Below are 14,138 nucleotides of genomic sequence, written 5' to 3'. Positions count from 1 at the left end.
TGCCAGCCCGTAACCCCACTCCAAGCCCCCCATGCGACTGCTCCACACATCCGACTGGCATCTCGGCCAGACCCTGCATCAGTTCGAGCGCAGCCACGAGCACGCGGCTTTCCTCGCATGGCTTCTCGACACGCTGGAGGCGGAGGCGGTGGATGCGCTGTTGATTGCCGGGGATGTGTTCGACAACGCCAATCCTTCGTCCCAGTCCCAGACGCAGCTTTACCGTTTCCTCACCGAGGCGCGGCGGCGGGTGCCGTGGCTCAATATCGTGATCATTGCCGGCAACCATGATTCGCCGGGGCGGCTGGAGGCGCCTTTGCCGTTTCTGGCGCTGCTGGATGCCCATGTGGTGGGGCAGACGGTGCGCACGGCGGGGGCGGTGGAGGTGGAGCGGCTGCTGGTGCCCCTCAAGGGGCGGGGCGGTGAGGTGGAGGCCTGGTGCATGGCCATGCCCTTTTTGCGGCCGGCGGATGTGCCGCGGGTGGAGGGGGCCGAGGACGCCTATCTGGCGGGCATCGAGTTGCTGCACCGGCAGGTGTTGGATGTGGCGCTGGCGCGGCGGCGGCCGGGGCAGGCCCTGGTGGCGATGGGGCATTGCCACATGACCGGGGGTGAGGTGTCGGTGGAGTCGGAGCGGCGCATCGTGGTGGGCGGGGCCGAGGCCCTGTCGGCCAGCCTCTTTGATCCGGCCATTGCTTATGTGGCCCTGGGGCATCTGCACCTGGCCCAGTGCATCGGCAAGGACCAAACCCGGCGCTACTGCGGCAGCCCCTTGCCCCTGTCGTTTTCCGAGATCCATTACCCCCATCAGGTGGTGTTGGTGGACCTGGACGGGGAGTCGGTGGCCAGCCTGCGGGATGTGCGGGTGCCCCGGGCGGTGGAGCTGCTGCGGGTGCCCGCCAGGCCGGTGTCGGTGGACGAGGCGCTGGCTGCCCTTGAGGCGCTGGCGCTGCCCGACGGCCCCGAGGCCGGCTGGCCCTATCTGCAGGTGCGGGTCCGCCTGGATCAGCCCGAGCCCGGCCTGCGTGCCCGGGTGGAGGCAGCCCTGGCCGGCAAGCCGGTGCGCCTCGCCCGCATCGAGACCACCTACGCCCGCCGCGCCGATGAGGCCGCCGCGCCGGCCCTGTCGGTGGATGAGCTCGAAGCCCTGGGGCCGGCGGATTTCTTCCAGCGCCTGTATGCCCACCGCTTTGGCGACGCGCCGCCCGCCGAGCTGATGGGCGCCTTCAACGAACTCCTCGCCAGCCCGACCAGCCCGGCCGGGGCGGCCCCTGACGCATGAAAATCCTCGCCATCCGCGGTCGCAACCTGGCCTCCCTGGCCACCGAGTTCTGCGTGGACTTCCAGTCCGAACCCCTGGCCAGCGCCGGCCTGTTTGCCATCACCGGCCCCACTGGCGCGGGCAAGAGCACGCTGCTGGATGCCCTGTGCGTGGCCCTTTACGACGCCACGCCGCGCCTGCTGCGCGCAGCCAGCCGGGGCGAGACCATCCCCGACGTGGGCGAGCACAGCGTCGGCCCGTCCGACCCGCGCACCCTGTTGCGCCGGGGGGCGGGGGAGGGCTTTGCCGAGGTGGATTTTGTGGGGAGCGACGGCGTGGCCTACCGGGCGCGCTGGACAGTTCGGCGCGCGCGCAGCAAGGCCGAAGGGCGTCTGCAGGCCAGCGAGCTGGGCCTCACGCGCATTGACGACGGCCAGGTGCTGAGCGGCAACGGCAAAACCGAGACCCTCAAGCTCATCGAGGGGCGCATCGGCCTCAGTTTCGAGCAGTTCACCCGCGCCGTGCTGCTGGCCCAGAACGACTTTGCCGCCTTTCTGCGCGCCTCCGACGACGAGCGCGCCGAGCTGCTGCAGACCCTCACCGGCACCGCCGCCTACGCCGACATCTCCCGCCAGGCCTACGCCCGGGCCAAGGCCGAAGCCGAAGCCCTGCGCCTGCTCCAGGCCCAGCTGGCCGATCAGGTTCCCCTGGAGGCCGACGTCCGCCAGGCCCGGGAGGCCGCCTTGGCCGAGCAGACCGCTGGCCTGGACGCACTCACCCGGCAGCAGGCGGCCGTGGAGGCCCAGCTGCGCTGGCATCAGGAGCGGGCCCGCCTGGCCGCCCGCGTGGCCGACAGCCACACGCAGTGCGAACAGGCCCGCCAGGCCCGGGAGGGCGCCGAAGCCCGGCGCATCGCCCTGGCCCGCGTCGAGGCCGTGCAGCCCGCCCGGCCCCTGTGCGCCGATCAGGACCGCCTGAACGCCGAGCACACGGGCGCCGGCAAGGCCGTGGCCGACGCGGAGGCCGCCCTGGCCGCCGCCCTCCGCACCGCCGCCGACTGCTCCACCCGGCACACGGCCGCCGAGCAGGCCCTGACCGTGGCCGAACAGGCCCGCAACGCTGCCCAGCCCCAGCTCAACCAGGCCCGGGCGCTGGATGCGCGCATGGAAGTGCTTACCCCCCAGCACCACGCCGCCCGCCTGGCCCGGGATGCCGCCGCCCAGGCTCACACCCAGGCCCAGACCACCCGGCAGCGGGTAGTCGCCGAGCGCGAGACGGCTTGCCGGGCGCGGGATGAGGCCGCCCGCTGGCTGGCCGACCACCCCGGCCTGCGCCCCCTGGCCGAAGCCTGGCCCCGCTGGGAGACCCTGCTGGGGCAGGCCGCCGGGCACTGGCGCAGCCAGCAGACCCTTGTCGCTCAACAGGACGAAGCCACCCGCAGCGAGGCCCGCCTCCAGGGCGAACTGGACCGCGCCGGGCAGCGCCTGAGCACCGCCGTCGAGGCCGTAGGCAAGGCGATCGAAGCGCATAAAGGCCTCGCCGAACAGTGCGCCGCCATCGACCCCGACGCCCTGGCCGGCCAGCGCAAGGCCCTTCAAATCCGCCGCAACCACCTGGGCCGGGCCGCCCAGCTGGCCGGCGATCAGGCCCGCCTGCGGGCCAGCCTGAATACCCTGCAAGAAGAAGACACCACCGCCCGCCAGGCCCTGGCCGGGCACGAAGCCACGCTGGCCGAAGGCCAGGGGCGCCTGCCCCTGCTGGCGCGGGATGCCGACTCTGCCGAGCGCGCCCTGGCCATCGCCCGCCTCGCCGCCAGCGAAAACGTGGAAGCCCTGCGTCAGCAGCTCACCCCGGACAGCCCCTGCCCGGTGTGCGGCGCCCTTGAGCACCCCTACGCCACCCACGACCCCCAGGCCCGGGCCATGCTGCAGGGCCTGGAGGCCAACCTGGACCAGGCTAGGCAGGCCCACGCCAGCCTCAGCCAGCAGATCGCCACCGCCCAGGCCCATGTCACCAGCGGCAATGCCCAGCTCACCAGGCTGGCGCAAAGCCTCGCCGGCCTGCGCGCCGAGCTGGAGGCGGCGACCCGCGACCAGGCCGCCTTGGTGCCGGAACTTCCCGAGCTGGCAGGCCTCGCCCCCGAGGCACAAGCCCCTTGGCTGCAGGCCCGGCTGGCCGAGGCCGACACAGCCCTGGCCGCCATCGACCAGGCCGAAGCCCGCCAGCGCGCCCTGCTTGTCCAGCGGGACCAGGCCCAGCGCACTCTGGAGGCAGCCCGGGCCGCCGAGGCCCAGGCCCGTGCCGACCTCAATCAGCACACCCTGGCCCATCAGCAGGCCGTTCAGGCGCGGCAGAGCCTGGCGCAGCGTCTGGAGGACGCCCGGCGTGACCTGGCCCAAAGCCTGGATGGTCTGGACGCCGCCTTTCCGGCCGACGATGACTGGCGCAGCCGCTGGCAGGCCGACCCCGCGGCGTTTGCCCGGCACGCCGGCGCGGCCGCCCAGGAATGGACGACCGCCCAGACCCGCCAGCAGGAGTCCGAGCGCCGCCTGCTGGCACTCGACGCCGAGCTGCTGGCGGCCACCACCGCCCTCGATGCCGCCGCCGGCCAGCAGGCCACCCGGCAGCAGGAGTTCGATACCCACGCCCAAACGCTGAACCGCATGCAAGCCGAGCGTGCAGGCCTCTTTGAAGGCCGCCCGGTGGCGAAGGTGGAGGCCGCCCTCAACGACGCTGCGGCCCAGGCCGCCGAGGCCCTGCGCCTGTGTCAGGGCGCCACCCAGGCAGCCGAGGCCCGGCGCGCCCGCCAGGACGAAGCCCTGGGCCAGGCCCGCAACCGGCATGCGGCCCTGCAGCTTGCGGCCGGGCAGGCGGCGCAGCGCCTGGATGACTGGCTTGCTGACTTCAACGCAGCCCAGGGTGCGGCCCTGGATCTGCCCCAACTGCGCGCCGCCCTGGCCCACGCGCCCGACTGGCTGAGCACCGAACGCCAGGCCTTGCAGGCCCTCGACACCGCCGTCGATACCGCCACCGCCGTGCTCCACAACAACGAAGCCAGCCTGGCCGCCCATCAGGCCACCGCGCCGGGGGAAGAGGGGGTCGATGCGCTCAAGGCCCGCCACACCCGGCTGGCCGCCGAAGTGGCCGAGGCCCGCGAGGCCCACACCGCCATCAAGCTCGAACTGGCCCGGGACGACGAACGCCGCGCCCGCAGCGGCAGCCTGCAGGCCGACCTGGCCCGCCAGCAGGCCCGCACGGATCTGTGGGCGCGCCTGGGCGAGCTGATCGGCTCGGCCGATGGCAAGAAATTCCGCAACTTCGCCCAGCAGCTCACCCTCGACATCCTGCTCGGCTACGCCAACCGCCACCTGGAGGGTCTGTCCCGCCGCTACCGCCTGCAGCGCATCGCCGACAGCCTCGGCCTGCTGGTGCTCGACCAGGACATGGGCGACGAGCTGCGCTCGGTGCATTCCCTGTCCGGCGGCGAATCCTTCCTGGTGTCCCTGGCCCTGGCCCTCGGGCTGGCGTCCCTGTCGTCCCACCGGGTGCGGGTCGAATCCCTGTTCATCGACGAAGGCTTCGGCAGCCTCGACGCCGATTCCCTGCGCGTCGCCATGGAAGCCCTGGACAGCCTCCAGGCCCAGGGCCGCAAGGTGGGGGTGATCTCCCACGTGCAGGAGATGACCGAACGCATCGGCACCCGCGTCGAGGTGCGCCGGCTGGCCGGCGGGCAGAGCCGGGTGGTGGTGGCTTGAGGTCCAGTTTTTTTAGCTCAGGCCGATAAGCGGATTATGTCAATGGACTTGATCCCGGCGCCCGGCTGTGCAGCTGGGCTTTCTTACGCGCCGAACCGGCCGCAGGCCGGGTGGCGGATCGTGCTGGTGCTGCTGTTGTTTGCGGCGCTGTCGGTGCTGTGTGCCGGGGTGCAGGCGGCGACCGAAGAGAAGGTCTATCGGGTCGGCGTCACGGCCTTTCGGGACAAATCGGCGACCGTGCGCGAATGGGGCCCCACCATGGATTTTCTGTCGGCGCAGATCCCCGGCGCGCATTTCGAGGTGGTACCCCTCAACCTGCCCGAGTTCGAGGCCGCCCTGAGCCGGCGCGAGCTGGATTTTGTGCTCACCAACCCCCAGCACTACATCGTCATGGAGACCCGCTACGGGGTGTCCCGGGTGGCGACCCTGGTCAAGCAGGAAAACGGCCGGATGGTGAACCAGTTTGGCGGGGTGGTCTTTACCCGCAGTGATCGTCACGAGATCAACCGCATCCAGGATCTGCGCGGCCTGCGCATCGCCGCCGTGGACCGCACCTCCTTTGCCGGCTTCCTGCTCCAGTACGACCTCTTTGAGCGCGCCGGCATCGACCTTGATGAAGACTGCCATGTGCAGTTTCTCGGCTTTCCCCAGGATCTGGCGGTGAAAGCGGTGCTGGAGGGCCGTGCCGACGCGGGCTTCGTGCGTACGGGGGTGCTCGAGGCCATGGACAAGGAGGGGCAGATCGAGTTGTCGCGGCTGCGTGTCGTCAATCCGGTGCGCAATGCCGAATTTCCCTTCCAGGTGAGCACCGAGCTGTTCCCCGAATGGCCGCTGGCCACTGCCCCCCACGTGTCCATCGACATCACCAACCGGGTTGTGGCGGCCCTGCTGCTGATGCCGCCCGACAGCCCGGCGGCCCGCAGCGCCCGTTACTACCGCTGGTCCACGCCCCTGGAGTACCAGCGCGTGCAGGCGGTGATGCGCCGGCACGGCATCTATCCCTACGACCAGCGCGAGCCCATCGCCGTGGCCGATGTGCTGCGTGAATACGCCATTCACCTGCTGGCCGGGGTGGTGGTGTTCACCCTGTCCCTGGGCGTGCTCTACGTCCGCACCGACCGCCTCAACATGGAGCTCCAGTCGTCGCGCCAGAAACTCAGCGAGATGGCCCACAGCGACGCCCTCACCGGCCTGCCCAACCGCAATCTCCTCGACGACCGCCTGACCCTCGCCCTGGCCCATGCCCGCCGCAGCCAAGAACGCATTGCCGTGTGTCTGATCGACCTGGACCGCTTCAAGCCCATCAACGACACCTGGGGCCATGAAGTGGGCGACGAGGTGCTGCGCGAACTGGCCGGCCGCCTGGCCGCCGCCCTGCGCGAAGGGGACACGGTGGCCCGCTGGGGCGGCGACGAGTTCGTGCTGCTGCTGGACGGGCTGAGCACCGACCAGCAACTCGAAGAGATCATGCAGCGGGTGCTCCGGGCCGTCGCCACCGATCTTGCCGCGTGCCCCGGCTGGCAGGTTTCCGCCAGCATCGGCGTCAGCCTCTACCCCGTCGATGCCCACGACGCCACCGTTCTGCTCAAGCACGCCGACACCGCCATGTACCAGGCCAAGCGCGAAGGGGGGAACCGCTTCGTGGCCTATTCGGGCGAACTGGCGTGAGCCGGTTTCCTCCGTGGGGTCGAATTCATTCGACCAGCACACGTCAATAGTCAACAAGCCGCTGCCAAGTCCGGGGTCGAATGAATCCGACCCCACAAAACCTTTCCGGATATCCCGTATCCTCCGCCCGTTCCCTGTCATAGCCCCGCCCCGGAGTCCGCCTTGACCCCCACCCCGCTGCCCGCTGGCCTGATGCTGGTCCATGGCAATCACCCCGAAGCCCTGCGTGACCTGCTGGTCACCTGGATCCGCCGCTACCCTCTGGCCCCCCTTGAAACCGAGACGGTGCTGGTGCACAGCAACGGCATTGCCCAGTGGCTGCGCCTGGCCCTGGCCGAAGATGTGGAGGACGGCGGCTGCGGGATCGCTGCAGGGCTGGATCTGTCGCTGCCTTCGCGCTTCCTGTGGCAGGCCTACCGGGCCGTGCTGGGGCGTGACGCGGTGCCCGAGGCCTCGCCCTTCGACAAGCCCCTGCTGGTGTGGCGCCTGATGCGTCTGTTGCCGGACCTCACCGGGCAGGCCGCCTACCAGCCCCTGCGCCGTTTCCTGGCGGCGGATGCCGACCTGCGCAAGCGCTTCCAGCTCGCCGAGCGCTTGGCCGACCTGTTCGACCAGTACCAGGTGTACAGGGCCGACTGGCTGGCGGCCTGGGCGGCGGGGGAGGATGTGCTGATCCGCGCCGGGGGCGAGCGGGCGCCCCTGCCGGACGAGCAGCGCTGGCAGGCCTGCCTGTGGCGCGCGCTGCTGGCCGACGTGGCCGCTGCCGGTGCTGCCGCCGGTGCCACCGATCTCGCCGGGCAGGGGCGGGCGGCGGTGCACGAGGCCTTCCTGGCCCGGGTGGCCGGATGGCCCGACGAGGCCCCGCGCCCCGCCGGCCTGCCGCGGCGGGTGCTGGTCTTCGGCATCTCGGCGCTGCCGCGCCAGTCTCTGGAGGTGCTGGCCGCCCTGGCCCGCTGGAGCCAGGTGCTGATGTGCGTGCACAACCCCTGCGAGCACTACTGGTCCGACATCGTCGCCGACAAGGACCTGCTGCGCGCCACCCGCAGCCGCCAGCAGCGCCGCGCCGGCGCCCCGGCCGAGATCGACGAGGACAGCCTGCATCTCCACGCCCACCCCCTGCTGGCCGCCTGGGGCAAGCAGGGCCGCGACTTCATCGGCCTGCTCGACGAGCACGACAGCGACGTCGCCCGGGCCAGCTACCTGCAGCACTTCGCGGATATCCGCCAGCGCATCGACCTGTTCGCCCCCCACGGCAAGGCCTGCCTGCTCAACCAGCTGCAGGACGACATCCGCGACCTGCGCCCCCTGCGCCAGACCCGCGACACCTGGCCGCCAGTGGACCCTGGCGATGACTCGATCCGCTTCCACATCGCCCACAGCCCCCAGCGGGAGGTGGAAGTACTCCACGACCAGCTCCTGGCCGCTTTCAACGCCGACGCCACGCTGCGCCCCCGGGACGTGATCGTCATGGTGCCGGACATCGATGTGTACGCGCCCCACATCCAGGCCGTGTTCGGGCTCGTCGACAGCCACGACCCGCGTTACATCCCCTTCAGCATCGCCGACCAGGGGCAGGGCCGCCACAACCCGCTGGTGGGCGCCATCCGCAAGCTGCTGGAGCTGCCCACCTCGCGCCTTGCCGTGAGTGACGTGCTCGACCTCCTGGATGTGCCGGCCCTGCGCCAGCGCTTCGGTATCGGCGAAGACCAGCTGCCCCTGCTGCGACGCTGGGTGCATGGTGCCCGGGTGCGCTGGGGGCTGCATGCCGCCCACCGCTGCAGCCTCGGTCTGCCTGCGGCGCCGGAGGGCAACACCTGGCTGTTCGGCCTGCGCCGCATGTTCCTTGGCTATGCCGTCGGCGGCACCGCCGGAGCGTGGAACGACATCGAACCCTTCGACGAGATCGGCGGCCTCGATGCGGCCCTGCTGGGGCCCCTGGCCGATCTCCTGGAGCGCCTCGAAGCCACCTGGCAGACCCTCGTCGACAGCGCCGACGTGGCCACCTGGTGCCTGCGCCTGCGCCACCTGCTGGCCGACTTCTTCGCCCCCGACGACAGCGCCGACGCCTACACCCTGCAGCAGCTCGACCTTGCTCTGGAGCGCTGGCAGGCGGCCTGCGATGAGGCCGGCCTGGACAGCCTGCTGCCCCTGGCCGTGGTGGGCGAACACTGGCTCGCCCAGCTCGACGACAGCGGCCTGTCCCAGCGTTTCTTTGCCGGCGCGGTGACTTTCGCCACCCTGATGCCCATGCGCGCCATCCCCTTCCGCCAGGTGTGCCTGCTCGGCCTCAACGACGGTGACTACCCGCGCACCCGGGTGGCCATGGACTTCGACCTGATGGGGCGCGACTATCGCCCCGGCGACCGCTCGCGGCGGGAGGACGACCGCTACCTCTTCCTCGAAGCCCTGCTGTCGGCCCGGGAGCGCCTGTTCATCTCGTGGGTCGGGCACAGCATCAGGGACAACACCGACCGGCCGCCCTCGGTGCTGGTCGGCCAACTGCGCGACCACCTGGCCGCCGGCTGGCGGCTGGCCGGGCGGGAAGGGGAGCAAAACGCCTTGCTGGAAGCCCTGAGCGTCGAGCACCGCCTGCAGCCCTTCAACCCGGAGTACTTCCCCGCCGACCCCGCGGCCAGCCGCCTGTTCACCTATGCCGGTGAGTGGCGCATCGCCGATGACCGCCCCGCCGGCAGCCAGCATTTGGCCGAGCCGGCTGACACGCCCGCCACCACTCTGGTGGAGCTGGCCGCCTTTCTGCGTCATCCGGTCACGGCCTTCTTCCGTCAGCGCCTGCGGGTGGACTTCGACATGGACGACCCGGCCAGCGAAGACCAGGAGCCCTTCGACCTGAACGGCCTGGAACTGTGGCACTTGTGGGACGAGCTCATCGCCGCCCAGGCCCACGCCGTGCAGCACGGCGAGCCCAGGGATGCAGCCCTGACCGACGGCCTGGCCCGCATCCAGCGCCGTGGCGACCTGGCCGCCGGCGCCTTCGCCGAGCTGATGCGGGAGACCCTGGCCGCCCCCATGGAAGACCTCTTCCAGCGCTACGGCGAGGCCCTGGCCCAGTGGCCCGACGTCCAGGCCCACGATGAGCCCATTGACTACACCAGCCCCGCCGGCCTGCGTATCGAGGATCGCCTGGGCGGGCTGCGCAGCAATGCCGATGGCCAGCGCGGGCGGGTGGTGCTGGAAAGCAGCGACCTGCTCAAGAAGGGCCAGTACCAGCGCCACCCCCTGATCAGGCACTGGGTCGCCCACCTGGCCGCCCACATGGCGGGTGGCCCCTTCACCACGGTGGTGGTGGGCAAGGTGGGCAGCGTCACCCTCGACCCCCTCGACCCGACCCACGCCGCCGCCCACCTGGACGCCATCCTGCAGGCCTGGCAGGCGGCCCGCAGCCGGCCGCTGCCCCTGGCGGTGAAGACCGCCTTTGCGTGGATCAAGGACGCCCCCCCGGGCGCCGACGCCGCCGCCGAAGCCCGGGCTACTGCGGCCGCCCGCAAGGCCTACGAGGGTGACGACTACACCCCCGGCGAGCGCGACAGCAGCGCCTACCTGCAGCGGGCCTGGCCCGATTTCGCGGCCATGGCCTCCGGCGGTGAGTTTGCCCGCCTTGCTGAAACCCTGCTTCGCCCCCTCTACCTGGCCACCTTTGCCAAGGGCAAGCCCCGCGCTGCCGCCGGAGACGCCGCATGAGCACCGACACCACCGCCCCGGCATCCCTGGCCCCGCTGGACTTCCCCCTGCACGGCAGCCGCCTCATCGAGGCCAGCGCCGGCACCGGCAAGACCTTCACCATCGCCCTGCTTTACGTGCGCCTGGTGCTCGGCCACGGTAGCGCCGAGAGCGCCCCGCCCCGGGCGCTGATGCCGCCGGAGATCCTCGTCGTCACCTTCACCGACGCCGCCACCCAGGAGCTGCGCGACCGCATCCGCTCCCGGCTGGCCGATGCCGCCGGGCTGTTCCGCGCCGACCCGGCCACCGTCGCGGCTCAGCCGGCGGGGGCCGACCTGCTCCACGACCTGCGCGCCAGCTATCCGCCCGAAGCCTGGCCGGCCTGCGCCCGCAAGTTGCAGCTGGCGGCCGAATGGATGGACGAGGCGGCGGTATCCACCATCCACGGCTGGTGCAAGCGCATGCTCCAGGAGCACGCCTTCGACAGTGACAGCCTGTTTACCCAGCAGCTCGAAACCGACCAGGACGAGCTGTTTGCCGAGGTGGTGCGCGACTACTGGCGCAGCTTCATGTACCCCCTGGATAGCGACGAGGCCCGCCAGGTGAAGGGCTGGTGGGCCTCCCCGGATGCCCTCCGCAGCGACATCGGGCCCCTGCGCACCCACGCCGACAGCCTGCCCCCGGCCGATGCGCCCGCGGCCACCCTGGCCGTGGCCGCCGCCGAAAGGCTGCGCCAGCTGAGCGCGCTCAAAGCCCCCTGGGCGGGCTGGGTGGGCGAGCTCCGCAGCCTCTTCGACGAGGCCCGCAAGCTCAAGGCCTTCGACGCCCGCAAGCTCAACTCGGCCAACTGCGCCCGCTGGCTGGACGCCCTCGAAGCCTGGGCCGAAGCGCCCCTGCTCATCGCCCCGGAGCTCAGCGAGGCCGCCTGGACCCGCCTCACCCCGGACGGCCTGGCGGCGATCTGGGTGAATGGCACGCCCCCCGCGCACCCGGCCTTTGCCGCCCTCGCCGATCTGCCCGAGGCCCTGGCCGCGTTGCCCGAAGGCCACGACGGGGTGCTCCACCACGGCGCCCGCTGGGTGGCCGAACGCTTTGCCGAAGAGCAGGCGCGGCGTGCCCAGATGGGCTTCGATGACCTGCTCACCCGCCTCGACGCGGCCCTCCAGGGCCCCAATGGCCCGCGCCTGGCGGAGCGCATCCGCAGCCAGTTTCCGGTGGCCCTGATCGACGAGTTCCAGGACACCGACGCCGTGCAGTACCGCATCTTCGACGCGGTGTACCGGGTGGCCGCCAGCGACCCGGCCAGCGCCCTGATCCTCATCGGCGACCCCAAGCAGGCCATCTACGCCTTCCGCGGGGCCGACATCTACACCTATCTGGCCGCTCGCGCCGCTACCGCCGGGCGCCTGTACACCCTGCGCCGCAACTACCGCTCCACCCTGGCCATGGTGGAGGCTACCAACCGCTGCTTCGAGGTGGCCGAGGGGCGGGCCGAAGGGCAGGGCGCCTTCCTGTTCCGCCGGGAGGGGGCCGAAGGGGCCAACCCCGTGCCCTTCCTGCCCGCCGGGGCGGCCGGCCGCAAGGACAGCCTGCGGGTGGCCGGTGCCGACGCGCCGGCCCTGAGCCTGTGGCAGCTGCCGGCCCTGGAGGACGACAAGCCCTGGCCCAAGGGCGCCTACCTGGAGGCCATGGCCGAGGTGTGCGCCAGCGAGATGGTGCGTCTGCTCAACCTGGGGCAGCGCGGCGAGGCGGGCTTCGGCACTGCCACCGTGGATGCACCCCTGCGCCCCGGCGACATGGCGGTGCTGGTCAATAACGGCGGCGAGGCTGCTGCCATCCGCGATGCCCTGGGGCGCCGCGGCGTACGCAGCGTGTACCTGTCGGAGAAGGAATCGGTCTTCCAGCGCCCCGAGGCGGTGGACCTGCAGCGCTGGCTGGCCGCCTGCGCCGACCCCGACGACGGCCGCGCCCTGCGCGCCGCGCTGGCCACCCCCACCCTGGCCCTGGGCTGGGCCGAGCTGGATTGCCTCAACCACGACGAAGCCGCCTGGGAAGCCCGCCTGCTGCAGTTCCGCGCCTATCGGGAGTGCTGGCGCCGGCAGGGCGTGTTGCCCATGCTGCGGCGCCTGCTCAACGACTTCCGGGTGCCGGCCCGGCTGCTCGCCAGGGGCGGTGCCGGCGAGCGCAGCCTCACCGATGTGCTGCACCTGGCCGAGCTGCTGCAGCAGGCCGCAGCGGTGCTCGATGGCGAACACGCCCTGATCCGCCACCTGGCCGAACAGCGCAGTGACGGCGGCCATGGCGATGCCCGCCAGATCCGCCTGGAGAGCGACGCCGACCTGGTCCAGGTGGTCACCGTGCACAAGTCCAAGGGCCTGGAATACCCCCTGGTTTTCCTGCCCTTTGCCTGCGCCTTCCGCGCCGCCAAATCCACCGATCTGCCCCTCAAGTGGCACGACGGGGAGGGCCGTCTGCAGGTCGCCCTGCGGGACGACGGCGGGCTGCTGGAGAAGGTGGACCGGGAGCGCCTGGGGGAAGACCTGCGCAAGCTCTACGTGGCCCTTACCCGCGCCCGCTACGCCACCTGGGTGGGCGTGGCCCCGCTGGATGCCCTGGAGGAGAGCGCCCTTGGCTACCTGCTCGGCGGCGGCAGGGCCTTCAGCGGTGCCACGCTAACCCGGTCCCTGGCCGATCTGGCCGCCGGCTGCCCCGCGGTGGTGGTGATTGCCGACCCGCCGCAAAGCACCGAACAATGCACGCTCACCACCGGGCCGCTCCACCAAGGGCCAGCCCGCCAGCCCCGGCGCCCGGTGCGCGAACACTGGTGGATCGCCAGCTACTCGGCGCTCCAGTCCGATGCCGGCGGGCCCGGTGCCGACACCCCGGCCGAGGACGTGTTCCGCGAAGCGGCGGTGGACGTGCCCGCCGTGGTGGCTTCCCCCGTGCCCGTCCCGGCTGCCGTTGTGGTCACCGAATCCCGGGGGCCACTGCATGCCTTTCCCCGGGGGGCGGTGGTGGGCACCTTTCTCCACGACATCCTCGAATGGGCCGCCGGCCAGGGTTTCGACCGGGTTGTGGCGGCACCGGACCTGGTTCGCGACGCCATCGCCCGGCGCTGCGCCGTGCGCGGCTGGGAGGCCTGGATCGACCCCCTGTGCGGCTGGCTCACGGATTTTCTGCAGCGTCCTTTGCAGGCAGCCGAAGGCGGCCCGGCACCAAGCCTCGCCGGGCTGGACGGCCAGGTGGCCGAGATGGAGTTCTGGATCGCCGTGCACGATGTGGACCTGGCCCGCCTGGACGCGCTGGTGTGCCGCCACACCCTCGCCGCCGCACCGCGCCCGGCCCTGCAGGCGGGCCAGCTCAACGGCATGCTCAAGGGCTTCATCGACCTGGTGGCCGAGCACGACGGGCGCTACTACGTGGTGGATTACAAGTCCAACTGGCTCGGCCCCGATGACGCGGCCTACACCGCCGAGGCCATGGCGCGGGAAATCCTGGCCCACCGCTACGAGCTGCAGTACGTGCTCTACCTGCTGGCCCTGCACCGCCTGCTCAAGCTGCGCCTGCCCGACTACGACTACGACCGCCACGTGGGCGGGGCCCTCTATCTTTTCCTGCGCGGCAGCCATTCGGCCAGCGCCGGGGTGCATGCGGAGCGTCCGCCCCGGGCGCTGATCGAAGCCCTCGACCACTTGTTCGCCCGCTCCACCGCCCGGGAGGCCGCATGACGCTGTTTTCCCCTGTGGGGTCGAATTTATTCGACCTGCTCACGCCAA

5 protein-coding genes are annotated in these 14,138 nt (G+C 71.6%); all 5 read left to right on the top strand.

Features of this window, described 5'->3' with window-relative positions:
- Window positions 1-31: 31 nt before the first annotated feature.
- Complete coding sequence (locus PHI64_RS01165; protein ID WP_299877287.1) at window positions 32-1,282, top strand: exonuclease SbcCD subunit D C-terminal domain-containing protein; 1,251 nt, start codon at window positions 32-34, stop codon at window positions 1,280-1,282.
- A complete protein-coding gene (locus PHI64_RS01160) occupies window positions 1,279-5,016 on the top strand; it encodes an AAA family ATPase (protein WP_299877284.1) in 3,738 nt (1,245 codons plus the stop codon). Before PHI64_RS01165 ends, PHI64_RS01160 begins: the two co-directional genes overlap by 4 nt.
- A gap of 42 nt (window positions 5,017-5,058) precedes the next feature.
- Entirely contained in the window at window positions 5,059-6,684 is a 1,626-nt protein-coding gene (locus tag PHI64_RS01155; RefSeq protein WP_299877281.1) for a diguanylate cyclase, read from the top strand.
- A gap of 162 nt (window positions 6,685-6,846) precedes the next feature.
- Entirely contained in the window at window positions 6,847-10,383 is a 3,537-nt protein-coding gene (gene recC / locus PHI64_RS01150) for an exodeoxyribonuclease V subunit gamma (RefSeq protein ID WP_299877278.1), read from the top strand.
- Window positions 10,380-14,090 carry an exodeoxyribonuclease V subunit beta gene (gene recB / locus PHI64_RS01145; protein ID WP_299877275.1) on the top strand — a complete coding sequence of 1,237 codons (3,711 nt, stop codon included), beginning with the start codon at window positions 10,380-10,382 and terminating at the stop codon, window positions 14,088-14,090. The genes recC and recB overlap by 4 nt, the downstream gene beginning before the upstream one ends.
- The last annotated feature ends 48 nt before the right edge of the window (window positions 14,091-14,138 follow it).

This window comes from Zoogloea sp., assembly GCF_028689785.1.
Taxonomy (GTDB): domain Bacteria; phylum Pseudomonadota; class Gammaproteobacteria; order Burkholderiales; family Rhodocyclaceae; genus Zoogloea.
Note: the sequence above shows the minus strand (reverse complement) of the source record. Positions and strands in the feature narration are given on the sequence as shown.